This window comes from Micromonospora sp. RTGN7 (assembly GCF_033804645.1).
Taxonomy (GTDB): domain Bacteria; phylum Actinomycetota; class Actinomycetes; order Mycobacteriales; family Micromonosporaceae; genus Micromonospora.
Window position 1 is genome coordinate 43,109 of the sequence record NZ_JAPZLF010000023.1, and the last position, 26,237, is coordinate 69,345.

A 26,237-nucleotide genomic window follows, 5' to 3' on the forward strand; every position below is an offset into this window, starting at 1 on the left:
GTCTGGCGGACATGGATGGATCAGAGAGGATTTCGGCTGAACATCGGAATTCACATGATCCGAATTCATCTCACTGAGATGCGCCGTATCCTGCGCGGTCGGATCCGATTTGGTCGCCGATCGGCCTGATCGGACGGACGTACGGCGGATCTCAGCCAACGCTCAGGAAGCGCCCCGTACCGTGGCCGCATGAGATCGCCGTTGTCGGCCGCGCCGGTACGACGGGCCCTGGCCACCCGCCGCCGCCGGATCGTCGCCGGATCGGTGGTGGCCGTGCTCGTGGCCGCCGCCCTGGTGTGGGCGACCCGGTCCGAACCGACCGACTTCCGCACCGAGTCCGCGCTGGTCACCGTCCGCTCAGGGCCGGCCGGCGACGAGCCGGTGGACCTGGACACCACGTTCTACCTGCCGAAGGACGCGTCGCCCGACCGCAAGGTGCCGGCCGTGCTGCTCGCGCACGGCTTCGGCGGCACCAAGGAGTCGGTCCGGGCCGACGCCGAGGAGTTGGCCGCCCAGGGGTACGCGGTGCTCGCCTGGACCGCCCGCGGCTTCGGCCGCAGCGGCGGCCAGATCCACCTGGACAGCCCCGACCACGAGGTGCGCGACGCCGAGCGGCTGTTGGACTGGCTGGCCGCCCGGCCGCAGGTGCGCACCGACGCCCCCGGCGATCCCCGGGTCGGCGTGGTCGGCGGCTCGTACGGCGGCGGCCTGGCCCTGCTTCTGGCCGCCCAGGACCAGCGGGTCGACGCGATCGTCCCCATGATCACCTGGAACGACCTGTCCCGCGCGTTCCTGCCGGAGAGCACCGGCAAGGACGCCACCTCCGGCGTGTTCAAGAAGGGCTGGGCGGGGATCTTCTTCGGCGGCGGTGGCAACGCCGGCTCCGGCCCGGCCGGTCTCTCCGGCACCTCGGCCGCCCAACCGGAGGGCGCCCCGGCCTCGGCCGGGCCGGCCAGCCCGGCACCGGGCGCCGGGCCGGGCACCGGCTCCGGGCGCACCCCGGCGGGCGCGGCAGACCCGGCGTGCGGCCGGTTCGCCGCCGACGTCTGCGCCGCGTACCTGCGGATCGCCACCACCGGCCGGGCCGAACAGTCCGACGTGGACCTGCTGCGGCGGTCCAGTCCCGCCCCGGTGCTGGACAAGATCAAGGCGCCGACGCTGCTGGTGCAGGGTGAGGCGGACAGCCTCTTCCCGATCGCCGAGGCGGACGCCAACGCGCGCGGCATCGCGGCGAACGGCACCCCGGTCCGGGTCGCCTGGTACACCGGCGGCCACGACGGCGGCGCGGGGCCCCGCAACGACTCCGACCGGGTGAAGTTCCTGACCGTCCAGTGGCTCGACCACTACGTCGCGGGCGACGGGCCGGCACCGGGCGACGACTTCACGTACTCCCGGATTGCCGGCTTCGACGCTCTCGACCGCGGCCTGGTCGCCACCGGCTTCCGCACCACCGACTACCCGGGCCTCACCGGCGACGCGCGCCGCGAGGTCGCGGTGACCGGGCCGGCCCAGCCGGTGGCGAACCCACCGAACGGCAACCCGGCAGCCATCTCCTCGGTGCCCTTCGCGGGCGCGCTCGGCTCGCTGCTCGACGGGGTGGCCGGCGACGTCCCCGGCCAGCACGCCCGGTTCGAGTCGCCGCCGCTGGCCGACGCGATCGATGTGGCCGGTTCGCCGACGGTCTCCATCCGAGCCGCGTCGCCCACCGGCGAGGCGGTGCTCTTCGTCAAGCTCTACGACGTCGACCCCGCCGGCGCGGCGACCCTGCCGAACGGGTTGGTCGCCCCGGTCCGGCTGACCGGCCTGCCGGCGCAGATCGGGGCCGCGACGCCGGTCACCGTCACCCTGCCGGCGATCGTCCGGCGGATCGAGGCCGGACACCGGCTGCGGATCACGGTGGCCACCACCGACCAGGCGTACACCACGCCGGTCGAGCCGACCGTCTACACCGTGGCGGCCGGCGACGGCCCGGTCGTGCTGCCCACCGTGGCCGGCGAGCCGATCCCCACCACGGCCGTCGTCTGGCGCTGGGTGCTCGCCGGGCTGCTGGCCGCGATCGCCGTCGGGCTCGTCGCGGTCGTCCTGCTGGCCCGCCGCCGGCACCGCCGCCAGGACAGCTCGGTGCACCCCGAGTACGCGGGCGTCCCGCTGGCCGTGCGGCAGCTCCGCAAGGAGTACGCCGACGGCTTCGTCGCCGTGTCGAACGTCGACTTCGAAGTCCACCCCGGCCAGGTGGTCGGCCTGCTCGGGCCCAACGGCGCCGGCAAGACCACCACCCTGCGGGTGCTGATGGGGCTGACCCAGCCGACCGCCGGGGAGATCTACGTCTTCGGCCGCAGGCTGGTGCCCGGCTCGCCGGTGCTGTCCCGGATCGGGTCGCTGGTCGAGGGCCCCGGCTTCCTGCCGCACCTGTCGGGTCTGGAGAACCTGAAGGCGTACTGGCGGGCCACCGGCCGGCCGTGGGCCGACGCGCACTTCGACGAGGCGCTGGAGATCGCCGGGCTCGGCGACTCGGTGCACCGCAAGACCCGCAAGTACAGCCACGGCATGCGGCAGCGGCTGGCCATCGCCCAGGCCATGCTCGGCCTGCCCGAGCTGCTGGTGCTCGACGAGCCGACGGACGGCCTGGATCCGCCGCAGATCGCCGAGATGCGCCGGGTGCTCCAGCGCTACGCCACCGACGGGCGAGCCGTGCTGGTCTCCAGCCACCTGCTCGCCGAGGTGGAGCAGACCTGCACCCACGCCGTGGTGGTCAACAAGGGGCGGATCGTGGCCTCCGGCCCGGTCTCCGAGATCGTCGGCGAGTCGCCGAGCGTGCTGCTCGACGTCACCGACCCGGCCGCCGCGCGCGAGGTGCTGGGCCGGCTGGACGGGGTCACGGTGCTGCCGGACTCCGATGGGAACCTGGTGGTGGACACCAACGGCACCGCCCGCAGCGAGGTGGTGGCCGAGTTGGTCCGGGCCGGGATCGGGGTGGACCGGGTGGTGCCACGTCGCCGCCTGGAGGACGCGTTCCTCGCCCTGGTGGGCGAGAACTCTCGGGGAAGCGGGGACCGGTGATGACGCAGTCGTCCTCCACGGTGGGCGCGGCGGCGGGCTACCGCCCCACGGCCACCATGCCGTTCGCGGCGGAGTTCCGCCGGCAGGCGTCCCGGCGGCGTACCCAGCTCGCGCTCGGGTTCATGGTGCTGCTGCCGTTGATCATCCTGATCGCGTTCCAGTTCGACTCCGGCTCCGACGACCGCGAAGGCGGGGGCGAGTTCGGCAGCCTCTCCGACCTGGCCACCTCGGGCGGGCTGAACTTCACCCTCTTCGCGCTGCTGGTCTCCGCGTCGTTCCTGCTGGTCGTGGTGGTGGCGCTGTTCTGCGGCGACACGGTGGCCAGCGAGGCGAGCTGGGGCAGCCTGCGCTACCTGCTGGCCATCCCGGTGCCCCGGGCCCGGCTGCTCGCGGTGAAGCTGCTGGTCGCGCTCGCGTACTCGGCGCTGGCCCTGCTGTTGCTCGCCGGCACCGCCCTGCTCGCCGGCACCCTCCGGTACGGCTGGGAGCCGCTGAGCAGCCAGGTCGCGGCCCAGCTGGACCCGGGGGAGGGGCTGCTGCGGCTGCTGGCCGTGCTCGGCTACCTGGCGGTCGTCCTGCTGGCGGTGGCCGGGCTGGCGTTCCTGCTCTCGGTCGTCACCGACGCCGCTCTCGGTGCGGTCGGTGGTGCGGTCCTGCTCTGGATCCTCTCCAGCATCCTGGACCAGATCACCGCGCTCGGCGGGATCCGGGCGTTCCTGCCCACCCACTACGCCAACGCCTGGCTGGGGCTGCTGTCGACGCCGGTGCAGACCGACGACGTGGTGCGCGGCTGCATCTCGGCGATCGGCTACGCCACCCTGTTCTGGTCGCTGGCCTTCTGGCGCTTCACCCGCAAGGACATCACCAGCTGACGGGTGGCCTGCCTACCGCCGAGCGGGGCCGGCCAGGGTGGTCAGCCGCCGATCGCGCGGCGTAGGTCCTTCATCAACAGCAGCAGGTGCATCGGATCGGTAGGGCCGGCCTCGAACTTGGCCAGCCCCAGGTAGAAGTCGCGGGCGGCTTCGGCCTCACAATGGATGAGCACTGCCCGCACGCCGATGACTTCGGAGGCGGCGGCGATTCGCCGCAGTGCGTCGACCACCAAGGCACGCCCCAGACCGGCACCCTGGGCGGCTCGGTCGACGCCAAGCCGGGTCAGGATCACCACCGGCTGGTGGTAACGGCCGGCGCCCTGTCTCAGCCGCGGAGAGGCATCGGTCGGGGCGACGCTGCCGGCAGCAAGGGTGTAGTAGCCAGCCACCCGCTGATCCGGGGAGTCGGCATCACGCACAACATAGACCCGAGACAGGCCCGCCCGGTGGGCTTGTAGGGCATGCTCGACCAGCCATCCGGACTGCGCCCGGGATCCGCAGTCGAACCCGGCCACCGCATGCGCGGCTGACAGCGGCTCGACCGCCGAGAAGCGAGGACTCACCCCTCCGCGCCGCTCGTCGGCGGGTCGAGAACCGTCGGACCGGTCAACAACTCCCGTAGCCCGGCGATCTCCTCAGCGGGACCCTGCAGTGCCTCGTCGAAGACCCGCCAAGCGCCCTCGTCCAGCAGGAATACCCGCCGGTCGGCCAGCACATCCGCCGCCGCTTCAGTCGCCGCCCTCAACACGAACGTCGACACGCTGGCCCCGGCCGCTTGACTGGCCGCCTCCAGCAACGCTTTCTGCTGCTCATCCACCCGCAGGTGCAGCCGCTCCGCCTTCGCACTCACCACCGCAACTGTACGCACAACGTACGCCATCAGCAAGCGTGGGTCGGACACTACAACATGCCTGGCTGGGGCTGCGGGTCCGGCCCGCACCGGCCGTCGTGGTCGGCCGGGCGTCGGCAGCGGCCGGGCCCGTCGAGCCGGGCGTCGCACCAGACTCGGGTACGGGCGAACTGCCGGTCCTCCTCGGACAGGGTCGTCTCGCCGAAGTCGATGGCGAGCACGTGGCCGAGGGAACGGCGCAGCGCCATGGCCAGGGCGGCGACATCGTCGACCCGGGTCAGCGTGGTCGGCAGGTGGATGATCCAGTGCGGATCGCTCATCGCGGCCACCGCCCGTTCGTACTCCTCAGGGTGTGCCGGCAGTGTCCCTGCCGCAACGCCTGCCTGAGTCGCTCGGTCTCGGTCTTGGCGGTGATTGCCTCCCGGGCGAGCCGCTCCAACTCGTCGGCGATCCGGTCGAGGTAGGCGTACACCTGGTCGGGGTCGAGGCCGCGCCACCGGCGATTGCCGAAGGTGGCGGCGCGGATGTCCTGCGGCAGCAGACGCTGCATGGCTCGATACATCACGGCTGTCTCGCCTTTCCGGTGTGTTCGGGTGCCGCGCGGGAGATCGGTGTCGCGGGCCGGAGAGCCCGTCGGGATGTGTGCGGCGCCGAGGCGGGCGGGGGCGACCGGCACGACCGCGCGTGGCGTACCGGCCGGAGCCCGGCACCCGCCCCGGGCCCGTCTATCAAGGCCGCGAGTGGGCCTTCAGGTGGTGGCGGGTTCCGCGCCGGACAACCCGCCGGTGTACGTCCCGAGGGCGGCCACCGCAGCCGACAGGCTCGCCGCCATCAGGTGGAGCTGTTCGGCTGCGCTGTCCCACTGCCCGGTTGCCGTCTCGGTGACGAGGTCGGCTCGGTCGGCCAGGTCGGCCGGGTCGGCGTCGAGGAGTTGTCGCCCGGCAGCGGTGATCCGGGTCGGGAACTGCCTGATCCGGGCGGCTGCCGCGCCCAACTGGCCCCGGGCGGTGTCCAGCACCTCGATCAGGTCACCGATGGTGGCCGGCTCGTCGTGGCCGACGTCGGCGCGCAGCCGGCGTACCCCGTCGCTGAGCTGCCGCTCCGCGTCGCCGGCCAGGTCGAGCGCGTCCTCACCGCTGCGCCGGGCCAGCCGGATCGCCGGGTGCGCACAGCCCGCGCTGGTTCGTTCCAGCAGCACGGTGGCGGCGGCGACGGAGAGGTACGTCTCGCGCAGCTCACCGGCTACCTGCTCGACCGCCCAGATCGCGCTCGCGGCGGGCACCGTCGAGTCCGTCTGTGTTTCCGTCACGCCAGACCTCCTTGTCTGTGGGTGGGGGCCGGGGCAGCGCGATGGCCCGAAGGGGGAGTCCGGGCGGGGCACGCGCTGCCCCGGCAGGGGGATCGACCAGTGCCTAGCTGGGCGGTCCGTAACGAACCTTACCGGTAATGATAGTGAAGTCAACGATGTGCTTGAGGTTCCGCCGGGTTTCGTGATCAGATGGACTTGCCTAGCTGGGAGTACTTCGCATGTCCACACCGCGCAAGTTCGAGCCGCACTACCGACGGATCATTGCCGACATCAGGAGGCGCATCGCGGAAGGTGAGTGGCCGGTCGGCCACAAGCTGCCCTCCACCAGGGAGCTGGCGGAGCTGTACGAGGTGGGCAGCCAGTCCACCGTCCGCCAGGCCATCACGATCCTGATCGAGACTGGCGAGCTGTACGGCCACCAAGGCCTAGGCGTCTTTGTGCCCGACGCTCCGAAGTAGCAGAGACGCCTCAACCCTTCACTCACGCCCTAGGCGTGCACCGTTGACGCCCACCACCCCGCGCACCCCGCCACCCCGCGAACTCCCGCGCAAATTCACGGAAAGAGTGGCTATTTCCGCAGCGATAGCCACTCTTTCCGTGAATCTGTCGGCGGGTTGGGCGGGTGCGCGGGGTGGGCTTCGAGGGGCTGGGGTTTGCGTTGCCGGGTAGGTCGAGCGTGTTCTATGCACTGCGTCGGGCCCGGTGGATCGCTGGGTGTGCATAGCCTGCGTTCGCGGCGGGTGTCCGCCTGCTCCGGCTGGTCTTCCTCACGTCGGACCTCCTTGTCTGTGGGTGGGGCCGGGGCAGCGCGATGGCCCGAAGGGGGAGTCCGAGCCGGGGCACGCGCTGCCCCGGTGGTGGTGTCCGGGCGTGAGACCCGGGAGGTGAGACGCCAGGCTGCCGAGCGAGGAATCCCTTATTCGTTAGGCTAGTTCAGATACTTACCTAAGTCAACGACCGTGTTGTAGGTAAGGGTGATCCCATGGTCAGATGGTGGTGCCGAGCGAGGAGTACCACCGATGGCCAACCGAACCGCTGACTATGTTCGTGTCGTAGAGACGATCACGGCGCAGATCCGTGCCGGCGAGCTTGCCGCTGGAGACAAGTTACCCACCTACGCCCAGCTCGCCGACCAGTACAAGATCAGCGTTTCGACCGCACAAGCGGCACTGCGGATCTTGCGAGATCGCGGCTTGGTGGAGGGGCATCAGGGCAAGGGGACCTACGTTGCTGCCCTCTCAGAATCGTCGTAGATCGATCAGGTCGGTGCCGGCCTGAACCTGGTCGGCGCGGGCCGAGGGCAGGGTGGTGTCCGGAGTGCGGGGACACCACCCCGTCGGCCTCCGTTCGCTACGGCTTGTAGGCCTCATCGGTGTGGCTGACCTCGCTGAACGTGCTGCCGGAGAGCTGGTAGATGGAGGTGCGCCGGATGTCCAGCTCGGCCATGCCGCGTTCGGCGGAGCGGGTCAGCCAGACGACCTTCGCCTTGCCACCGGACACGGTGATCGAGACGACCGGGGTTCGGTCGTCCAGTTCGGCCACGCTTTGGTAGACCGGCTCACCATCGGCGTTGTGCCACACCACCAACGTGTAGAAGGTGCCGGTGCCCCCGCTCTTGAGAGCGACCGCACCGACCGCGTCCGCCGCGCCGTCGTCGTCCAGGTCACCGATTCCGCAGGCCTTCTGGAGGGTGACCGTGTCACCGTCCTCACCGGACCAGACGCCCTCGGACAGCGGGAGGTAGTCGGCGTACCCCTGGTAGGGGACCTTGGTGCTGCCGACGTGGGCACCGGCGAGCTGCTTGCAGGTCAGCGCGGGCACCTTCTTCGGCGCTGGCTTCGGCGGCGCGACGGGTGTACCGGCGACGGTCGGCTTCGGCCCGGCGGTGGGGCCCGTTGTTGCCGGGGCCGGCTCCGGGTCGTCCTCCGCCGGGGCGACCGGTTCGTCGGCGGCCGGAGCGGTGGTCGTACCCGCTGAGGAGGGCGACCCCCCGGTGTCGCCGCAGCCTGCGGTCAACAGACAGGCCAGGGCGATCATCGCGAGGCTGGGCAGGGTCCGGCGCATCGGCCAGTTCCTCTCTCGGGGGTTGAGTTGCCCGCACCGTAGCGGCCTCGCGCCACCCCGGTGATCAAGGTCCGGCCGGGCCCTTTCGACGCGGGGGCCCGACCGGCCGGACTCACCCGGTCGACCCGCCGCAGACCCGCCAGGCGTCACCCTCCTTGACCAGGCTGATGACCTTCTCCCGGTCCGCGATCTTGACGGTCACCTTGGCGCTGGTGTCGTCGTTGGTGCTCGTGTGCACCTGGGTGTCGGTGACCTTGTACCCGTCCAGGGGCGGCTCGGCCTGCCAGGCCCGGGTGAACTGCGCCTCGGTCAGTCGGGCGCGCATTCGGTCGCAGAGCCGGGCATACGCGGCCGGGTAGTTGCCCGCCTTCGCGTCGTCCAGGTACTGGGTCGCGGCGTCCCGGGCCGGGGTGATGGTGCCCTGCACGGTGCGGAACAGCCAGAAGCCGCCGCCGACCGCGCCGGTGCAGCAGAGCAGTGCCACCACGGCGACCACGATGATCACGTTGCGGGTCGACCGGCTGAGTCCACGGGACTTCGGGGGTGGCCCGGGGAAACCGGGCGTCGGGGGGTATGTCACGCGGTGAGCGTAGAAACCCCAGGCCAGCCGCCATGTAGGCCCCCCTTGGAATTGGCTGGCGGCTATGTGTCGGATGGTGGTGGCACCGATTCCGGCGGTGACGGTGTGACCAGGTCCATGTCCGCGAAGCGGCCCACCCGCTGGGAACCCCGGGTGTTGGGGCGGTCGTCACCGTAGACTCGGGCGCACAACTGAATACCTCATCCAGAGGGGCAGAGGGATACGGCCCGACGAAGCCCCGGCAACCACCCGCGCGCTCGATGACGAGCGGCGCGGACAGGTGCCAATTCCGTCCCCGCCGCAGGGTGCGATGCGGGGAAAGATGAGAGGACTTCCTCGCCATGACGTCGACTCTTGCCGCGCCCGGCATCGACACCACCGCCAGCCCCGCCCGAGCCCTGGTCTGCCGGGCCTGTTCGGCGCGCTACCCGCTGGCCGCGCAACACGCCTGCTACGAGTGTTTCGGCCCCCTTGAGGTCGACTACGACACCGCAGCCCTGGCCCGGGTCACCCGGGAGCAGATCGAGGCGGGTCCGCAGAACATCTGGCGGTACGCCGCCCTCCTCCCGGCCGGCCAGGACCCCGCCACCCGGGTGACTCTCGACCCGGGGCTTACCCCGCTGGTCGCCGCGCCCAACCTCGCCGCCGAGCTGGGCATCACCGCCCCGCTCTGGGTCAAGGACGACAGCGCCAACCCGACGCACTCGTTCAAGGACCGGGTGGTCTCGGTGGCCCTCACCGCAGCCCGGGCGCTCGGCTTCGCCCGCTTCGCCTGTGCCTCGACCGGCAACCTGGCCAACTCGGTTGCCGCCCACGCGGCCCGCGCCGGAACCCCGTCGATCGTCTTCATCCCCAGCGACCTGGAGCCGGGCAAGATCGTCACCACCGCCGTCTACGGCGGCGAGCTGGTGGCCATCGACGGCTCGTACGACGACGTGAACCGGCTCTGCGGCGAGCTGGTGGAGACCGACGAGTTCGAGGACACCGCCTTCGTCAACGTCAACGTCCGCCCGTTCTACGCCGAGGGTTCCAAGACCCTCGGGTACGAGGTGGCCGAGCAGCTCGGCTGGCGCATCCCGGCGCAGGTGGTCATCCCGATGGCCAGCGGCGAGCTGCTCACCAAGATCGACAAAGCGTTCAGTGAACTGGTCGAGATCGGCCTCGTGGAGGCCCCGGCCGGCGGCTGGAAGGTCTTCGGCGCCCAGTCGGCCGGCTGTAACCCGATCGCCACCGCCCTGCACGCCGAGCGCGACACCATTACTCCGGTCAAGCCGACCGGCATCGCCAAGTCGCTCAACATCGGCGACCCGGCCGCCGGCATCTACGCCCTGGAGGCCGTGCGGCGCACCGGCGGCTGGATGGAGTACGTCGACGACGACGAGATCCGCGAGGGCATCCGGCTGCTGGCCCGAACGACCGGGATCTTCGCCGAGACCGCCGGCGGGGTGACCGTGGCGGTGCTGCGCAAGCTGGTCGACTCCGGCCGGCTCGACCCGACGGCGGAGACCGTGGTCTTCAACACCGGTGAGGGGCTGAAGACCATCGACGCCGTCGCCGGCCAGGTCGGCCCGACGCATCACATCAAACCCTCGTTGCGCGCCGCCCGCGAGGCAGGCCTCCTCGGCTGACGGCTGCCCGAGCGCGCCGCACCCTGCGGGACGCGCTCTGCGGCTCGCCGCCGCTGAGCGACACGATGTGCGGTATGTCACGTCCTGCCCCCCGGGCCGCGGCGGGCACGACATACCGCATCCGGGGAGAACTCCCGGTCACCCGGTCGGTGGAGGTGTGGATCGCCCGGATGGGGGATCCGGCGCATCCACCGAGTAACCGACCTTTTGCCTTGGGTGAGAAAGACCCGTCGCTAAGGACTTGACGGCGATAACCGGACGGCGCAAGATGCTCGGTGCGGGAGGGCGTTTCGCCGGAGACTTTTAGTTCTTACGACCCAACGCCGGAGGCGTTGTGCGATCGTCCCTCCCGACCAACTTCCCGATTCGGGCCGGCGAGAAATTCGCCGGCCCGATCGTCGTTTCCGGTCACCGTCGGCCTGTGAGCAGCACGACCACGCTGGCCGAGCAGGGCGCGGTCGACGCGGGCAGCCCATGGGCGCAGCACCGGCTCGGCGTAGCCGCCGGCGGCCAGGCCGGCCCGCCGTTCGAAGAGATTGCCCCGGCCGTAGCTGCCGGTGAGCGTGTACGACCAGCCGCAGGCCAGCCAGTACGCCGGCCAGAACAGCGGCCCGAGCAGCGCGTACTGGCGGGTGTGCCGGGTCTCGTGGCCCAGCAGTTCGGCCCGGTCCGGGTGCAGCAGCCACTCGGCGGGGCGACGGGTCAGGATCACCGAGCCGACGGTGAAGCACTCCTGCCGTGGCACCGGCAGTCGGTATCCGCCGGCCACGATCACCCCGTCCGGGGTGCGCACCCGGGCGGTCCGGGCCAGGGCGGCCAGCGCCAGCCCGACCGGGGTGGAGCCGTTCAGCCAGGTGGCTCGGGTGCAGGCGCGTTGCCGCATGACTCCAGCATGCGGCCGGTTCGCCGGTGCCGCCAGCGCCGGTTGTCGGCCCCTACTGTCCGGTCCCCGGCTGCGGCATGATGGCGGGCATGACGGAGACCCCGCATCCCCTGTACGACAGGCACGCCGACACCCTCAACCGTGCGCTGACCGCGATCACGGAGCGCGGGTACTGGTCTGCCTACCCGGAGTCGCCCAGCCCTCGGCTGTACGGCGAGACCGCCGCCGCCGACGGCAAGGCCGCCTTCGAGGCGTACCGCAACGGCGACTTCCCGCTCGACCAGCCGGGCTCCGGCGACCGGGTCGCCACCGAGACCAGCCCGTTCGGCCTGGAGCTGAACGTGCGGTACCCGCACGCGGGCGCCGACGAGTTGCTCGCCGCCGCCTCCGCCGCACTGCCGGCCTGGCGCGACGCCGGCCCGCAGGCCCGGGTGGGCGTCTGCCTGGAGATCCTGGCCCGGCTGCACCGCAACATCTTCGAGTTGGCCAACGCGGTGCAGTTCACCAGCGGCCAGGCGTTCGTGATGGCCTTCCAGGCCGGCGGCGCGCACGCGCTCGACCGGGCGTTGGAGGCAATTGCCTACGCGTACGCGGAGATGACCCGGCACCCGAGGACGGCCGGCTGGGAGAAGGCCGCCGGCAAGGGCGACCCGCTGCGGATGACCAAGACGTTCCACGTGGTGCCGCGCGGGGTGGCGCTGGTGATCGGCTGCAACACCTTCCCGACCTGGAATTCGTACCCCGGGCTGTTCGCCTCGCTGGTCACCGGCAACCCGGTGGTCGTCAAGCCGCACCCGCGCGCGGTGCTGCCCCTGGCCGTCACCGTGCGGTACGCCCGGGAGGTGCTCGCCGAGGCCGGCTTCGACCCGAACCTGGTGCTGCTCGCCCCCGAGGCCCCCGGCGAGAAGCTGGCCTCGACCCTCGCCCTGCACCCGGGCGTGAAGATCGTCGACTTCACCGGCTCCACCGAGTACGGCGATTGGTTGGAGGCCAACGCCCGGCAGGCGTCGGTCTACACCGAGAAGGCCGGCCTGAACACGGTGGTGGTCGATTCCACCGACGACTTCGCCGGCCTGTGCCGCAACCTCGGCTTCACGCTGACCCTCTACAGCGGCCAGATGTGCACCACCTCGCAGAACATTCTCATCCCCTCCGGTGGCATCGCCACCGACCAGGGGCACAAGAGCTTCGAGGAGGTGGCCGGGGGGATCGCCGCCGCGGTCTCCAAGCTCACCGCCGACCCGGCCCGAGGGGTCGAGTTCACCGGCGCGATCGTCAACGACGAGGTGTTGAAGCGTCTCGACGAGGTCACCGGAGTCGGCGAGGCAGTGCTGGAATCCCGTACGGTCGAGCATCCGGCCTTCCCCGGAGCGGTGGTCCGCACGCCGACGATCGTCAGGCTGTCGGCCGACGACACCGAGACCTACTCCCGGGAGTGGTTCGGGCCGATCTCGTTCGCCATCGCCACCGACTCCACCGCGCACAGCCTGGAGATCCTGCGCTCCACGGTGGGGGAGAAGGGCGCGTTGACCGCCGCCGTCTACTCCACGGACGAGGCGGTGCTGGACGCGGCCGAGGCGGCGGCGATCGACGCCGGGGTGCACCTGTCGTGCAACCTGACCGGTGGCGTCTTCGTGAACCAGTCGGCGGCGTTCTCCGACTTCCATGGCAGCGGCGCCAACCCGGCTGCCAACGCGGCCCTGACCGATGGCGCGTACGTGGCGAACCGGTTCCGCATAGTGCAGAGCCGCCGCCCCGCCTGAGGTGTAAGGAGGGGCCCCTTGTTAACGCCTGGCGTCGAGAAGGGGCCCCTTCTCACCACCGGTGTCGCCGGCGCTCAGGCCGGGCGGCGCATCTGGAGCTCGCGCAGGGTGGGGAACTTCGGGTGGGGGACCCGGACGCCCGTGTCGACGAAGCCGAGCCGCTGGTACGCACGGTAGGCGTGGTCGTTGCCGACCACCACCTCCAGCATCAGCTCCGGGCGGCCGCATTGGCGGGACCAGGCGGCCACCGCCTCGATCAGTTCGGCGAGCAGGCCGGTGCCCCGGCGCTGCGGCGTGACGTAGACGGCGTACACGACGGTCAGGCCCGGGTCGTCCGGCCAGACCGCGTCGCCCGCGTGCCCCACCAGCCGGCCGGCGGGTCCGCCGGGGCGGTCGGCGCCCGGGTCGGCGATGAACTGCGCGGCGCGCCGGCCGACGGCGACCGAGGCGATCCGGGCCGCGTAGTCGGCGTGCGGGCGGGCGGCGGCGTCGGCCAGGGTCTCCAGGAAGGCCAGCGGGGCGTCGGCGAGCATCTCCAGCCGCAGCGCCCGCATCCGGGCCGCGTCCCACGGCGTCACCCGACGGACGGTGGCCGCCCGCGCGGACGGTGCGACGGTCCCCGCCGAGGCTGGGTGTCCGGCGAGCGACGGGCGGGGACCTGCTGTCATCCCGCATGCTTACCGCAGTGACGATCATCTATTCTGCCCCGGGTCGAGGTCGGTCCGATATTGGCCGATTTACGGTCGTGCACTGCTGTGACGGCTCGTGTACCGTGCGATTTTGGTCACTGATTTCGGGGTCGTCGTCGACTCCGAAACCGGTGGTCCGGGGCCGCCGGTTCGCGCTGGCGTCCCGCCGGTTCGGCAGGCCGCGCGACGTGAGGAAGTGCACCGTGGCACAGGGCAGCGTGAAGTGGTTCAACGCCGAGAAGGGCTACGGCTTCATCGCCGTCGACGGGGGGCAGGACGTCTTCGTCCACTTCTCCGCGATCGAGATGGACGGCTACAAGGCGCTCGACGACGGACAACGGGTGGAGTTCGAGATCGCCCAGGGGCAGAAGGGCCCGCAGGCCGAGCGGGTCCGCGTCGTCGCCTGACCCTCCGAACGGTTTCGGGGCCCGGGGCGGGCCCCGACCGACCCGCGACCACGGCGACCGGGCACCCCAGCCGGTGCCCCACGTCGCCCGGCGCGCCGCACCCCGACGGCGGCCTCGGCTTCACGCTGCCCCGCCGGTCCGCCCCGCCCCAGCTCTTCGCCGTCGATCCTGCCCCGCCCCGCGGCCCGGATCCGCCCATTCGCCTAACCGGGCGGCCCGCGGGCTGACGTGGCTCGCCGGCTGGCGCGGCCCGCCAGCTGACGTGGCCCGCCGGCTGACGTGGCGGGAACTCCCGTACGCGGTCCCGATCCGTCTCGTGCACCTGGTCGGCCTGGTCGTCGCGTACGCCGAGCGGCGGACGTGCGCAGGGGCCGGTGACCGCCGCCCGGCTAACGCGTGGACTTGGCTGAAAAGGGGGCCGGTTGGCGCTGGTCAGGGCGGGCGGATCCGGCCGGGCGACGGCATCGTGCTTGCACTCGGCAGGGGAGAGTGCTAAACAAGTCATTGGCACTCGCTGACTGTGAGTGCCAATGGTCGGGGCGGTTTGGGTCACGGCCGCTCGGCGGAAAACCGCCGGGTGGCACATGGCCGGTCGTCGCGGGCTATCCGGCCCGGCCGAGGAGACGTCGTCGTCGCCAGGTGGCGATGTCTCAAGGTGCGTACACCAGGCGGCCCATCCGGGACACACACTCGGGTGGCCCGTGAGTGTCCAGGAGGACAACGCCGTATGGCCAAGATGATCGCGTTCGACGAAGAAGCTCGCCGTGGCCTCGAGCGGGGCATGAACCAGCTCGCCGACGCCGTGAAGGTGACCCTCGGCCCCAAGGGCCGTAACGTCGTGCTCGAGAAGAAGTGGGGTGCCCCCACCATCACCAACGATGGTGTGAGCATCGCCAAGGAGATCGAGCTCGAGGACCCGTACGAGAAGATCGGCGCCGAGCTGGTCAAGGAGGTCGCCAAGAAGACCGACGACGTTGCCGGTGACGGCACGACGACGGCGACCGTCCTGGCCCAGGCCCTGGTTCGCGAGGGCCTGCGCAACGTGGCCGCCGGTGCCAACCCGATGGCCCTCAAGCGGGGCATCGAGGCCGCCGTGGCCAGCGTCTCGGAGGAGCTGCTCAAGCTCGCCAAGGACGTGGAGACCAAGGAGCAGATCGCCTCCACCGCCTCCATCTCGGCCGGTGACAGCACCGTCGGCGAGATCATCGCCGAGGCGATGGACAAGGTCGGCAAGGAAGGCGTCATCACTGTCGAGGAGAGCAACACCTTCGGCCTGGAGCTTGAGCTCACCGAGGGCATGCGCTTCGACAAGGGTTACATCTCCGCCTACTTCATGACGGACCCGGAGCGTATGGAGGCCGTCTTCGACGACCCGTACCTCCTCATCGTCAACAGCAAGATCTCGTCGGTGAAGGACCTGCTCCCGATCCTGGAGAAGGTCATGCAGTCGGGCAAGTCGCTGCTGATCATCGCCGAGGACATCGATGGTGAGGCCCTGGCCACCCTCGTGGTCAACAAGGTCCGCGGCACCTTCAAGTCGGTCGCCGTCAAGGCGCCGGGCTTCGGTGACCGCCGCAAGGCCATGCTGGCCGACATCGCCATCCTCACCGGTGGCCAGGTCATCAGCGAGGAGGTCGGCCTCAAGCTCGACGCCGTCAACCTCGACATGCTGGGCCGCGCCCGCAAGGTCGTGGTGACCAAGGACGAGACCACCATCGTCGACGGTTCCGGCGACGCCGAGCAGATCCAGGGTCGGGTCAACCAGATCCGGGCCGAGATCGACAAGAGCGACTCCGACTACGACCGCGAGAAGCTGCAGGAGCGCCTGGCCAAGCTGGCCGGCGGTGTTGCGGTCATCAAGGTCGGCGCGGCCACCGAGGTCGAGCTGAAGGAGCGCAAGCACCGCATCGAGGACGCCGTTCGCAACGCGAAGGCCGCCGTCGAAGAGGGCATCGTCCCGGGTGGTGGCGTCGCGCTGGTGCAGGCCGGCAAGACCGCCTTCGAGAAGCTGGACCTGGTCGGCGACGAGGCGACCGGTGCCAACATCGTCAAGGTCGCGCTGGACGCCCCGCTGCGGCAGATCGCCGTCAACGCCGGCCTCGAGGGCGGCGTCGTGGTGGAGAAGGTCCGTAACCTGAGCCCGGGTCACGGCCTCAACGCCGCCAACGGCGAGTACGTCGACCTGCTGGCCGCGGGCATCATCGACCCGGCCAAGGTGACCCGGTCGGCGCTGCAGAACGCCGCTTCGATCGCGGCGCTCTTCCTCACCACCGAGGCCGTCGTCGCGGACAAGCCGGAGAAGGCCTCGGCCGCCCCGGCTGGCCCGGGTGGCGGGGACATGGACTTCTGAGTCCAGCTCCACCAACGCCTAAGGGGCGGGCCGCGTCAGCGGTCCGCCCCTTCCGCGTCGACTCCGCCCGGGATGGCCCGCTCAGGTCGGCAGCGGGCGCTGGTTGCGCCGCGTGCGGGTGCGGTCGTACGGCGGCGCGATCCGGATCGGCTCGTCCACCAGGGCGATCGGTTCCTCGGCCACCGGTTCGTCGAGCCCCGTCATCTCCGCCCGCTGTTCGGCGTCGCCGTAGTCGAGCCGGTCGAACGGCAACTGCCCGGGAATCTCGTCGACCGGCGTGCCGCTGATGTCCTGGACCTCGTCGATCTGTTCGTCGTCCGTGGTCATGACTGCCTCCTCTACCGAGACGGTAGGGGGACGTCGATGGCAGCCGGGACCGAACGGGGTAATGCGGTTTCACGTCCCGTCTAGGCCCCCGTGAGGACCTTGCGGTAGAGGAAGAACACCCGCTCGATCCGCGCCCCGGCGCTCCCCGAGTAGAACGGCACCGGGCCCACCCAGCCGATCTGGGCCGATTCCGCCCCCTCGTCCCGCTGGTCGCGCAGGCAGCGGCGCAGCAGTACGCCGCCGATTCCCGAGCCCGCCGCCTCCGGGGCGGTGCCCATCGGCCCGAACCAGCTCGGTCGCGACGACCCCCAGGCGGCGAAGCCGAGGATCCGGCCGTCCCGCTCCGCCAGGTGCGCCCCGGCGCCCGGCCGCCCCACCGAGCCGGCCAGCTCGGCGTCCCAGACGCCGCCGAAGTTGGACCGGGCGAAGTCGGCCAGGGCCGGCAGGTCCGCCAGCTCCGCGCGCCGCACCGCGATGCCACGTTCGGCCAGCCGCCGCTCCGCCGGCTCCGTCGTCCGCAGCGCCGGCGATCCGTCGTACGACAGGTCTGCGGTCATGTTCCAGGCCGTGCGGTCCTGGCCGTAGCCCAGCGCCAGCGCGGCACAGACGGCCGGGGTGTACCGCACGTCGATCCCGGGCCAGGCGTAGTACGGCGGGTTGCCGGCCAGCAGCACCTCGGTCGCGCCTCCCTCGGCGAGCGCCCGCTCGGCCCGGGTGAGTAGGGCCCGCCCGATGCCCCGGCGGCGTAGCTGCGGGTCCACCGCCACCAGGTCGACGTGACCGAGCCCGGGATCGGTCCCGGAGAGCGAGGCAATCAGCACCCCGACCAGCTCCGCCCCCCGGTAGGCACCCAGTCCCAGCACCGTCCGGTCCGCTGCGGCGCGGGTGTGCAGGGCATCCACGACGGCCCCCGCCTCGGCCGCGTCCTCGGGCAGGTCGAGGGCGCGCCGGCACAGGGCCACCACGTCGGGCAGCGCATCCGGGGCCAGCTCGGTGACGATGATCTCCTCGTCCATGATCGCCGACCCTAGGCCATCGGTCGGCCCCGCGGCACCCGCCTCTCGGGTTTCGCTCACCCGGCCCGGGCGGCGAGCACGGCGGCGTACGCGTCGACGAGGCCGGCGCCGGTGATGTTCGCGCCGCCGCCGCAGAGGTCCTGCGGCTTGCCGGTGAGGTGCCCGGTCCCCGCCGGGGTGGCGGTGTCGCGCAGGATCCGCCGGGTCCGTTCCAGGTCACCGACCAGGGCCGGGTTCGCCGACCACATCAGCGCCACCACCCCGGCGACCTGCGGGGCCGCCATCGAGGTGCCGTCCAGCGTGGCGTACGTGCCACCCGGCATCGCGGAGAGCACCCCCACCCCCGGGGCGAGCAGGTCCGGCTTGTTCCCGTCCACCACCGGCCCCCGGCTGGAGAACGAGGCGACCTCCCGGTCCCGGTCCGCCGCCCCGACCGTGAGCACGTCCGGGTACGCCGCCGGCGGGTCGCCGATGGACCCGCAGTACGGCCCGGTGTTGCCGGCCGCCGCGACGACGAAGATGCCGGCCGCGTCCAGCGCCGCCGTCGCCGGCCGTAGCGCCGCCGGATCGCAGCCCTCGATCGAGGGGCAGCCCCACGAGTTCGTCAGCACCTGCGGGGCCCGCTCGGGCCGGCCGTCGACGAACGGGTCGCCGCCGGCCGGGAACGGGGCCAGCATGAACTGGAGGCAGTCGAGGTAGCGGGCCGGGTTGCCGAGATTGCGGTCCAGGTTCACGCAGCCGACCCAGCTCGCCCCGGGGGCCACCCCGATGCCGCCGCGCCCGACCGCGCTGCCCGCCGTGTGGGTGCCGTGCCCGCCCCGGTCGGTCGGCGCCGTCGTGTGCTCCCACGGGTCGTACCAGGAGTCGTCGCCGCCCCGGAAGCCGGCGGCCAGCGCCGGATGCCCACCGTCGACCCCGGAGTCGGAGCTGCCCACCACCACGCCGGCGCCGGTCACCTTCAGCTGGGACCAGACCCGGTTCGCGCCGATCTGGGACACGTTCCAGGCCGCCCCGGCCGGCGCGGGCGCGTCGCCCCGGGTGGTCGGCGCGGGCGCGGGCAGCGGGCGCAGCCGTTGGTCGACCAGCACCCGATCCACCTCGGCCCGGCTGGACAGCCAGGCCCGCACGGTCGGCCCGCCGTCCACCTCGACCGCGTTGACCAGGTAGTACGGCGTCGCGTCGAGCCGCAGCCGGGCCAGGTCGCGGAGCAGGTCGGCCTGGGTGCGCTCGGCGGTGGCGACGAGCCGTCGATAGACCTCCCGGGCCCGCGCGTCCCGCCCCGCCAGGCCGGGCGGCCCGGCGGGAATTCCGCTCAGGTCGGCCTGCTCGCGCAGCACCACCAGCAGCCGTTCGCCGTGCAGGCCGGGCCGGCCGGCCCCGAGGTGCACCACGGCCACCCCGGCGAGGAGGACCACGACGGCCGCCGTCGCCACCGGTCGCCGGAGCGCGCGGCCCCGGGGGCGGGCCAGCAGCACGCCGTACGCGACGGAAAGCACCGTGGCGACCGCGAGCCCGGCGGCGGCGGTGACCGCCACCCAGTACGGCACGTCGCGGGTGGCCGCCAGGACCAGGGTGATCTCCTCCGGGTCGGCGAACGCCAGCGGCCCGAACACGGCGAGCCCGACGAGCCAGCGCGTCGGGGCGGACGGGGTGGTCGCGCCCGCGCGGGCGGCCGGCGCCTGGAGGGCGGCCAGCACGAAGCCCAGCGGGGGCAGGGTCAGCAGGGCGGGCAGCTGCGCGCCGGACTGTCCGGTCCCGGCGGCGACGAGCAGCAGCACCACCCCGGCCACCAGGCCCCCGACCAGCACCAGCCGGGCCGGCCGGGGCGGTCGGCCGACCGCGAAGTGCGCCCAGAACCGGGCGTCGAGCAGCACCCCGGCCAGGAGCCCGACCGCCGTCGCAGCGACCGCCGCGAGGACGGTCTCCAGCAGCCCACCGAGCGCCCCGAGCCACGCCCAGGGCAGCACGGTCGCCACCCCGGCGGCCACCGCCAGCAGCGTCGTCGGGGCGGCCCGCCCGGCCCCGTGTTCGTCGGCGGCGGTGGGGGGCACGGCCGGGTCCCAACCGGTCGCCGGGAACGCGTCGCGGTCGGGCGGCGTCGGGGCGGCCCGCCCGGGCAGGCGGGGCAGCGCGATCGAGAGCAGGGCGGCCGTCGCCGCGAGCGCGGCGAGGTACGCCTCGTGGTGCACCGGCGGCAGGGCGCGCAGCAGGGTGAGCGCGCCGAGGGCCAGCAGGCCGGCGAGCCAGGCCTGGCCGGTGCCCCGGACCGCTCCGGCCCGGGGCAGCCGGGCGAGCAGCAGCACTGGCACGCCGGCCAGCAGCACGGTGACGCCGGCCACCACCGGCCAGAGCCACACCAGCCGGTCCAGCCCGCTGGCCAGCAGGATCTGGTCGGCAAGCCAGCCGACCAGTTCGCCCGGCACGGTGACCGCGACAGTCCAGCAACCGACCAGCACCGCGGCCACCACCGGCCACGGGCCGGGGCCGGCGGGCGGGGGGACGGGATGACCAGACAACGGTGGGCGGCCGACCTCCATCCCCAGACAGTACGGCGCGATCACGAAATGCCGTAGGGCCGCCGGGACGGTTACCGTGGACGGGTGCGTGACCCCAATGTCTCCCGAACCGTCGCCGGTCAGCTCTCCCCGATGCGCCGCGTCGCGGACCTGCGGCGGCTGCGGGACGAGCAGTTCGACGTCCTGGTCATCGGTGGTGGCGTCACCGGCGCCGGTGCGGCGCTGGACGCCGCCTCCCGAGGGCTGAAGGTGGCCCTGGTGGAGGCGCGTGACTACGCCGCCGGCACCTCCAGCCGGTCCAGCAAACTGATCCACGGCGGCCTGCGCTACCTGGAGCAACTGGAGTTCCACCTGGTCCACGAGGCGCTCACCGAGCGAGGGCTGCTCGCCACCCGGCTCGCCCCGCACCTGGTCCGGCCGGTGCCGATCCTGATCCCGCTCCCCGCGGGGCAGGGACTCCGGGGCCTGCCCGGCCGTTCCCTCCGCCGGTCCTACTACGGCCTCGGCGTGGCCGCGTACGACGCCTTCGCCGGGCTGCTCGGGGGCGGCCGGGGCATGCCGCTGCACCGGCACCTCACCCGGGAGGGGGCGCGGCGGGTCTTCCCCAGCCTGCGCGCCGACGCCCTGGCCGGAGCGATCCGCTACTACGACGGGCAGGTCGACGACGCCCGGCTGGTGGTCACCCTCGCCCGTACCGCGGCCAGCCTCGGCGCGACCGTGGTCAACAGCGCCCGCGCGGTCGGCCTGATCCGCCAGGCGCGCGAGGTGACCGGGGTTCGGGTCCGGGACCTGGAAGCCCTGCCCGGCTCACCCGACGCCGAGTTCGAGGTGCGCGCCCGCACGGTCATCGCCGCCACCGGTGTCTGGAGCGACGACATGTCCCGGATGCTCAACGACGTCGGGCTGCGCCCCGGGGTCCGGGTCCGGGCGTCCAAGGGGGTGCACCTGGTGGTGCCCCGCTCGGCGATCACCGGCGAGGCCGGGCTGATCCTGCGCACCGCCACCAGCGTGCTCTTCGTGATCCCCTGGGGCGGGCACTGGATCATCGGCACCACCGACACCGACTGGCGGCTCGACCGGTCCCATCCGGCGGCCTCCGCCCGCGACATCGCATACCTGCTGGAGCAGGTCAACACGGTGCTGGACCGGCCGCTCACCACCGCCGACATCGAAGGCGTGTACGCCGGGCTGCGCCCGCTGCTCTCCGGTGAGGCCGACTCCACCTCGAAGCTGTCCCGGGAGCACGCCGTGGTCGAGCCGATGCTCGGGCTGCTGCTGGTCGCCGGGGGCAAGTACACGACGTACCGGGTGATGGCCTCCGACGTGGTCGACCGGGCCGCCCGCCGGCTCGGTGGGGTGCGCCCGTCGCGCACCGCCGACCTGCCGCTGCTCGGCGCCGACGGATACGCCGCGATGTGGCGGGACCGGGCCGACCTGGCCCGCCGGCACGGGGTGCCGGTCGGGGTGGTCGAGCACCTTCTGGAGCGGTACGGCACCCTCGCCCTGGACCTGCTCGCCCTGGTCGGTGCCGATCCACTGTTGGCCTCCCCGTTGGCCGGGGCCCCGGAATACCTGGCCGCCGAGGTGACGTACGCGGCCAGCGCCGAGGGTGCGCTGCACCTGGAGGACGTGCTGACCCGGCGTACCCGGATCTCCTTCGAGACCGCCCACCGCGGCCTGGAGTCCGCGGAGCACGCCGCGGAGCTGATGGGCGCGGTGCTGGGCTGGGACGCCGCGACCCGGGCGCGCGAGGTCGAGCACTACCGGGCGCGGGTGGAGGCGGAGCGGCAGTCCCAGCTGATGCCGGACGACGCGACCGCCGACGCGGCCCGGCTCGGCGCGCCCGACGTGCGGGGCTTCGCGGCGGACCGGGGCGCCGACGGCGATCCCGTCGGGCTGCCGTCGTCCTCGCGCTAGCCGACGCCGGGGGCGGGTTCAGAGCACCTTGCCGGGGTTGAACAACCCTGCCGGGTCCAGCGCCGCCTTGATCGCCTGGTGCACCCGAACGCCCACCGGGCCGATCTCCCGGGCCAGCCAGTCCCGCTTGAGCAGCCCTACCCCGTGCTCACCGGTGCAGGTGCCGCCCAGCTCCAGGCCGAGCCGGATGATCTCGTCGAAGGCCCGCCGGCCCCGGTCCAGGCTGGCCGGGTCGGCGCGGTCGACCACGATGTTCGGGTGCAGGTTGCCGTCGCCGGCATGTCCCACCACGCCGATCGTCACGTCGCACTCCTCGGCGATTCGGGCCACCCCGTCCAGCAGCGCGGCCAGCGAGCCCCGGGGTACGGCCACGTCGTCGATGATCAGCCCGCCGTTCCCACCCGGGTACGCGTCGGCGGCGAACTTCTCCATCGCCGGGTGGGCCAGCCGGCGGGCCTGCAGCAGCGCCGCCGCCTCCACCGCGTCGGTGGCCACGTACACCTCGTCGGCCCCGGCGGCCTCGCACACCTCGCCGATCCGGGCCAGGTCGTCGGCGGCCCGCGACCCGGTGTCCACGGCGGCCAGCAGCAGTGCCTGCGCGTCGGTGCGCAGCCCCATCGGCTGGTACGCCTCGATCGCCCGGAGGTGGGTCCGGTCGAGCAGTTCCAGCAGGCTCGGGGTGTGCCCCTTCGCGGCGATCTCCGCCACCGCCACGCCCGCCTCCGCCGTCGAGTCGAAGACGGCGACGAGGGTGAGTGACTCCTCCGGGGCGGGCCGCAGCGACACGGTCACCTCGGTGATCACCCCGAGGGTGCCTTCCGAGCCGACGAAGAGCCGGGTCAGGTCGTACCCGGCGACCCCCTTGGCGGTGCGCCGCCCGGTGCGCAGCACCTCGCCGGAGGCGAGCACCACCTCCAGGCCGAGCACGTACTCGGTGGTCACCCCGTACTTGACGCAGCACATCCCCCCGGCGTTGGTGGAGACGTTGCCGCCGATGGTGGACGACTCCCACGAGCCCGGGTCCGGCGGGTAGTACAGCCCCTCCCGTCGCACCGCCCCCGCCAGGGTCGCGTTGACCACGCCGGGCTGGACCACGGCGATCCGGCTCACCGGGTCGATCTCCAGGATCCGGTCCATCGCCACGGTGCTCAGCACCACCGCGCCGTCGATCGCGTTCGCCGCGCCGGCCAGCCCGGTCCGCGCCCCCTGCGGCACCACCGGTACGCCATGCCGACCCGCCGCCCGGACGGCGGCGGCCACCTCCTGTGTGCTGCGTGGGCGGACCACCACCAGCGGCGTACCGGAGGCGCACAGGTCCGCCTCGTCCCGCTCGTGCATCCGGAGCAGGTCCGGGTCGGTCAGGACGGCGGAGTCACCGAGTGCGGCGCGCAGGTCGGCGAGGAGGGGGGAGGCTGCCATGCAGCAGAGGCTAACCGCCGGCTAGTTTGACGACCATGGTGTACCTGGACCGGCCCGACTGGCCGGCGCACGGGCGGCTCTGGTCCCACCTGATCAGCGACGTCTCCGCCGCCGAGCTGCACGCCTTCGCCGAGGCGCTCGGGGTGCCCCGGCGCGGGTTCGACCGGGACCACTACGACATCCCCGCCGAGCGGTACGCCCAGGCGGTGCACCTCGGAGCCCAGGTCGTCCCCAGCCGTGAACTGGTCCGCCTCCTACGCGCCGCCAACCTCCGCCGCCCCAAACACCTCTCCCACCCCACCCCCTAACCCCCACCCCCAAACCCCCAACCCCCCAACCCCCAAACCCCCAACCCCAAACCCCCAAACCCCCTAACCCCCACCCCCCGCGCCCCGGGATCTTGCACTTTGGGCCCTCGCTTCGTGAGCTTTTGCCCCTTCTGTCCGGGCCGCAACTGCAAGATCGGCGTTCGGGTGGTGCGCCGGGGTGGGGTTGGGTGTGGGGGTTGGGGTGTGGGGTTGGGGTGTGGGGGTTGGGGTGGGGGTGGGGTTGGGGTTGGGGGTCAGTGTTGGGGGAGGGTGGGGAGGGTGGAGAGTTCGCGGTGGAGGTTGGTGCGGGCGGGGTGTTCCCAGCGGGCGGTCAGGGTCGGTAGCCGGTAGAGGGTGGGCAGGGCGAGCAGTCCGCGGAGCACCCGGGCCCGTCCGGCCCGGAAGTCCGGCTCCGGCACGTGCGCGTACTCCCGGCGGATGGCGGCGGCGTACCGGTCGTACTCCTCGGGTGGGCCGGCCAGCACGGCCAGGTCGGCGTCGCAGAGCAGCGCGCCGTCGCGGTCGCCGGCCTCGACCGTGTGCCCGGCGGTGAGCAGCACCAACCGGCGGACCTCGGCCACCGCCCCGGCCGGCACCCCGAGCCCGGCGAGCAGCGTGCCGGCGAGCTCCGCGCTGTCCCGCTCGTTGGCGTCCCCCGCGGCGCGCGGGTCGTAGACCGCGTCGTGGCACCAGGCGGCGAGCCGGACCAGGTCGGGACGGTCGGCAAGCCCGGCATGCGCGTCGACGACGTCGAGGACGGCGGCCAGGTGCCGGACGGTGTGGTAGCGCCGGTGGGGCTCCCGCCAGCGGGACAGCAGGCCCGCCCCCGCCTCGGTGAGGGTCGGGGCCTCGTCGGCCCCGGCGTCCCGGGCCGCCGCCCGCCACCGGCCGAGCAACTCCGGCCCCGGATCGTCGTCGTGCTCACTCACCCGAGCGAGTCTGCCGCAGCGCGCGAGGATTCACCGCCCCGGCGACGGGTAGTCGCCGCCATGGCCGTGGCCCGGGACCGCCGAGCGTCGCTGCTGCGCCGTGTCGGCCTGCACAACGGCATGGCCGACCTCGACTCGGCACGGGTCGCGACGTTGTTGGAGCAGTTCCGGCACCGGGGCCGGGTCACCCTGGAGGACCGGCTGCGCCGGGTCCGGATGGCGCAGGGCCTGGCCGTCCAGGCCGGATTGGCCGCCGCATTGGCCTGGCTCATCTCCCACCACCTCCTGGGCATCGCGCAGCCGGTCTTCGCCCCCATCTCGGCGGTCGGCACCCTGGCCGCGTCGGTCGGCCAGCGGTTGCGCCGTACCGTCGAGCTGATCGTCGGGGTGGCGGTCGGGGTGTTCCTCGGCGATGTGTTGATCTACCTACTCGGCACCGGGGGTTGGCAGCTCGGGCTGGTGGTCACCGTGGCCATCGTGCTGACCACCTTCTTCGGCGGGAGCGTGCCGGTCGTGATCCAGGCCGCGGCGACCGCCGTGCTGATCGTCACGCTCAGCCCGTCCACCCAGGACCTGGAGATACCACGTTTCGTGGACGTCATCGTCGGCGGTGGGGTCGCGTTGGCGGTGACGACGGTCCTGCTGCCGCTCCACCCGCTGCGGGTGATCAACCGGGCCGCCCGGCCGGCGTTGGACCTGCTCGCCGAACAGCTCGACGTCACCGCCGAGGCGCTGCGCCACCGGGACCGAAACCGGGCCCAGCAGGCCCTGGAACGGCTCCGCGAGAACAAGGAGGAGCTGGCCGCCCTCGCCGAGGCGATCGAGGGCGCGAAGGAGATCAGCACCCTCTCTCCGGCCCACTGGCACCGGCGCGACGAGCTGGCCGACTACGCCGAGGCCGCCGACCCCATCGACCGCGCGATGCGCAACACCGGGACCCTGATCCGCCGAGCGGTGACGATGATCGAGGACGAGGAGCCGGTGCCGGAGCCGATGCCCGACGCGCTGGTCGACCTCGCCGAGTCGGTTCGCCTGCTCTGTCACGAGTTCGCCGTCGGCGCGGTGCCGGAGAAGGCTCGGGAGCGGTCCCTGCGCGCCGTCAGCGCGGCCGGTTGGGCCTACGCGCAGGGGGTCGGGTTCTCCGGCAGCGTGGTGATCGCGCAGGTGCGCACCACCGCCAGCGATCTGCTGGTCGCCTCCGGCATCGAGCAGCAGGAGGCGAACCAGCTCGTCCGGCAGGCCTTCGGCGAGCAGAAGAAACCGAATCCTGGCCCCGCCGAGGGCACCGAACCCCCGAAGCGCCCCAGGACCCCGCCCTTCGACTGAGGGCGACGGCCGCCCGGACATGAC

25 protein-coding genes and 1 riboswitch are annotated in these 26,237 nt (G+C 72.7%); of the genes, 11 read left to right on the forward strand and 14 right to left on the reverse strand.

Features of this window, described 5'->3' with window-relative positions; translation table 11 throughout:
* Positions 1–189 precede the first annotated feature (189 nt).
* Together SNR22_RS25405 and SNR22_RS25410 are read left to right on the forward strand one after the other, a co-directional pair.
* Complete coding sequence (locus SNR22_RS25405; RefSeq protein ID WP_320069175.1) at positions 190–3,060, forward strand: alpha/beta fold hydrolase; 2,871 nt, start codon at positions 190–192, stop codon at positions 3,058–3,060.
* A complete protein-coding gene (locus tag SNR22_RS25410) occupies positions 3,060–3,932 on the forward strand; it encodes an ABC transporter permease (RefSeq protein WP_320069176.1) in 873 nt (290 codons plus the stop codon). Before SNR22_RS25405 ends, SNR22_RS25410 begins: the two co-directional genes overlap by 1 nt.
* Positions 3,933–3,973: 41 nt before the next feature.
* On the opposite strand, the gene SNR22_RS25415 is transcribed toward SNR22_RS25410, so the two are convergent.
* From SNR22_RS25415 to SNR22_RS25435, 5 genes are all read right to left on the reverse strand, one after another.
* Positions 3,974–4,495, reverse strand: coding sequence for a GNAT family N-acetyltransferase (locus SNR22_RS25415; protein WP_320069177.1), 522 nt, complete (start codon positions 4,493–4,495; stop codon positions 3,974–3,976).
* On the reverse strand, positions 4,492–4,782 hold the full coding sequence (locus SNR22_RS25420; protein WP_320069178.1) for a DUF1778 domain-containing protein: 291 nt from the start codon (positions 4,780–4,782) through the stop codon (positions 4,492–4,494). Before SNR22_RS25420 ends, SNR22_RS25415 begins: the two co-directional genes overlap by 4 nt.
* A gap of 50 nt (positions 4,783–4,832) precedes the next feature.
* Entirely contained in the window at positions 4,833–5,102 is a 270-nt protein-coding gene (locus SNR22_RS25425; protein WP_413775702.1) for a hypothetical protein, read from the reverse strand.
* The gene (locus tag SNR22_RS25430) at positions 5,099–5,332 is read right to left on the reverse strand and encodes a DivIVA domain-containing protein (RefSeq protein ID WP_413775703.1); all 234 of its coding nucleotides are present in this window, start codon (positions 5,330–5,332) and stop codon (positions 5,099–5,101) included. Before SNR22_RS25430 ends, SNR22_RS25425 begins: the two co-directional genes overlap by 4 nt.
* Before the next feature lie 198 nt (positions 5,333–5,530).
* A complete protein-coding gene (locus SNR22_RS25435; protein WP_320069180.1) occupies positions 5,531–6,091 on the reverse strand; it encodes a hypothetical protein in 561 nt (186 codons plus the stop codon).
* Between the two features lie 218 nt (positions 6,092–6,309).
* On the opposite strand from SNR22_RS25435, the gene SNR22_RS25440 reads away from it, so the two are divergent.
* Both SNR22_RS25440 and SNR22_RS25445 read left to right on the forward strand, forming a co-directional pair.
* Positions 6,310–6,549 carry a winged helix-turn-helix domain-containing protein gene (locus SNR22_RS25440; RefSeq protein WP_320069181.1) on the forward strand — a complete coding sequence of 80 codons (240 nt, stop codon included), beginning with the start codon at positions 6,310–6,312 and terminating at the stop codon, positions 6,547–6,549.
* Between the two features lie 561 nt (positions 6,550–7,110).
* Positions 7,111–7,344 carry a winged helix-turn-helix domain-containing protein gene (locus tag SNR22_RS25445; protein WP_320069182.1) on the forward strand — a complete coding sequence of 78 codons (234 nt, stop codon included), beginning with the start codon at positions 7,111–7,113 and terminating at the stop codon, positions 7,342–7,344.
* Positions 7,345–7,441: 97 nt separating this feature from the next.
* Here SNR22_RS25445 and SNR22_RS25450 read toward each other — a convergent pair whose 3' ends face one another.
* Together SNR22_RS25450 and SNR22_RS25455 are read right to left on the reverse strand one after the other, a co-directional pair.
* Complete coding sequence (locus SNR22_RS25450; RefSeq protein ID WP_320069183.1) at positions 7,442–8,155, reverse strand: hypothetical protein; 714 nt, start codon at positions 8,153–8,155, stop codon at positions 7,442–7,444.
* 112 nt (positions 8,156–8,267) lie between these two features.
* Entirely contained in the window at positions 8,268–8,735 is a 468-nt protein-coding gene (locus SNR22_RS25455; protein ID WP_320069184.1) for a hypothetical protein, read from the reverse strand.
* 197 nt (positions 8,736–8,932) lie between these two features.
* Positions 8,933–9,064: riboswitch (SAM riboswitch) on the forward strand.
* A 12-nt stretch (positions 9,065–9,076) separates the two neighbouring features.
* Here SNR22_RS25455 and thrC point away from each other — a divergent pair.
* Positions 9,077–10,363, forward strand: coding sequence for a threonine synthase (gene thrC / locus SNR22_RS25460; protein WP_320069185.1), 1,287 nt, complete (start codon positions 9,077–9,079; stop codon positions 10,361–10,363).
* Between the two features lie 310 nt (positions 10,364–10,673).
* On the opposite strand, the gene SNR22_RS25465 is transcribed toward thrC, so the two are convergent.
* Positions 10,674–11,246: a hypothetical protein gene (locus SNR22_RS25465; protein WP_320069186.1), complete on the reverse strand. Its 573-nt coding sequence runs from the start codon at positions 11,244–11,246 to the stop codon at positions 10,674–10,676.
* An 89-nt stretch (positions 11,247–11,335) separates the two neighbouring features.
* Here SNR22_RS25465 and paaN point away from each other — a divergent pair, with 89 nt between their 5' ends.
* Positions 11,336–13,009 (forward strand): phenylacetic acid degradation protein PaaN, encoded by a 1,674-nt coding sequence (gene paaN / locus SNR22_RS25470; RefSeq protein WP_320069187.1) that lies wholly within the window; start codon positions 11,336–11,338, stop codon positions 13,007–13,009.
* A 74-nt stretch (positions 13,010–13,083) separates the two neighbouring features.
* Here paaN and SNR22_RS25475 read toward each other — a convergent pair whose 3' ends face one another.
* Positions 13,084–13,677 carry an N-acetyltransferase family protein gene (locus SNR22_RS25475; RefSeq protein ID WP_413775704.1) on the reverse strand — a complete coding sequence of 198 codons (594 nt, stop codon included), beginning with the start codon at positions 13,675–13,677 and terminating at the stop codon, positions 13,084–13,086.
* Positions 13,678–13,901: 224 nt separating this feature from the next.
* Between SNR22_RS25475 and SNR22_RS25480 the strand changes: the two genes are divergently transcribed.
* Both SNR22_RS25480 and groL read left to right on the forward strand, forming a co-directional pair.
* Positions 13,902–14,105, forward strand: a complete 204-nt coding sequence (locus SNR22_RS25480; protein ID WP_320069188.1) for a cold-shock protein — start codon at positions 13,902–13,904, stop codon at positions 14,103–14,105.
* A gap of 727 nt (positions 14,106–14,832) precedes the next feature.
* Positions 14,833–16,455 (forward strand): chaperonin GroEL, encoded by a 1,623-nt coding sequence (gene groL, locus SNR22_RS25485; RefSeq protein WP_320069189.1) that lies wholly within the window; start codon positions 14,833–14,835, stop codon positions 16,453–16,455.
* An 81-nt stretch (positions 16,456–16,536) separates the two neighbouring features.
* On the opposite strand, the gene SNR22_RS25490 is transcribed toward groL, so the two are convergent.
* The 3 genes from SNR22_RS25490 to SNR22_RS25500 form a co-directional block, all read right to left on the reverse strand.
* Entirely contained in the window at positions 16,537–16,782 is a 246-nt protein-coding gene (locus SNR22_RS25490; protein WP_320069190.1) for a hypothetical protein, read from the reverse strand.
* Positions 16,783–16,862: 80 nt separating this feature from the next.
* On the reverse strand, positions 16,863–17,798 hold the full coding sequence (locus SNR22_RS25495; protein ID WP_320069191.1) for a GNAT family N-acetyltransferase: 936 nt from the start codon (positions 17,796–17,798) through the stop codon (positions 16,863–16,865).
* Between the two features lie 56 nt (positions 17,799–17,854).
* On the reverse strand, positions 17,855–20,335 hold the full coding sequence (locus tag SNR22_RS25500) for a S8 family serine peptidase (protein WP_320069192.1): 2,481 nt from the start codon (positions 20,333–20,335) through the stop codon (positions 17,855–17,857).
* Between the two features lie 111 nt (positions 20,336–20,446).
* Here SNR22_RS25500 and SNR22_RS25505 point away from each other — a divergent pair, with 111 nt between their 5' ends.
* A complete protein-coding gene (locus tag SNR22_RS25505; protein WP_320069223.1) occupies positions 20,447–22,231 on the forward strand; it encodes a glycerol-3-phosphate dehydrogenase/oxidase in 1,785 nt (594 codons plus the stop codon).
* An 18-nt stretch (positions 22,232–22,249) separates the two neighbouring features.
* On the opposite strand, the gene SNR22_RS25510 is transcribed toward SNR22_RS25505, so the two are convergent.
* Positions 22,250–23,650, reverse strand: coding sequence for an FAD-binding oxidoreductase (locus SNR22_RS25510; RefSeq protein WP_320069193.1), 1,401 nt, complete (start codon positions 23,648–23,650; stop codon positions 22,250–22,252).
* Between the two features lie 35 nt (positions 23,651–23,685).
* On the opposite strand from SNR22_RS25510, the gene SNR22_RS25515 reads away from it, so the two are divergent.
* Positions 23,686–23,958 carry a DUF4031 domain-containing protein gene (locus SNR22_RS25515; RefSeq protein ID WP_320069194.1) on the forward strand — a complete coding sequence of 91 codons (273 nt, stop codon included), beginning with the start codon at positions 23,686–23,688 and terminating at the stop codon, positions 23,956–23,958.
* Positions 23,959–24,212: 254 nt separating this feature from the next.
* On the opposite strand, the gene SNR22_RS25520 is transcribed toward SNR22_RS25515, so the two are convergent.
* A complete protein-coding gene (locus SNR22_RS25520; protein WP_320069195.1) occupies positions 24,213–24,887 on the reverse strand; it encodes a metal-dependent phosphohydrolase in 675 nt (224 codons plus the stop codon).
* Between the two features lie 66 nt (positions 24,888–24,953).
* On the opposite strand from SNR22_RS25520, the gene SNR22_RS25525 reads away from it, so the two are divergent.
* Positions 24,954–26,213, forward strand: coding sequence for an FUSC family protein (locus SNR22_RS25525; protein WP_320069224.1), 1,260 nt, complete (start codon positions 24,954–24,956; stop codon positions 26,211–26,213).
* Positions 26,214–26,237 lie beyond the last annotated feature (24 nt).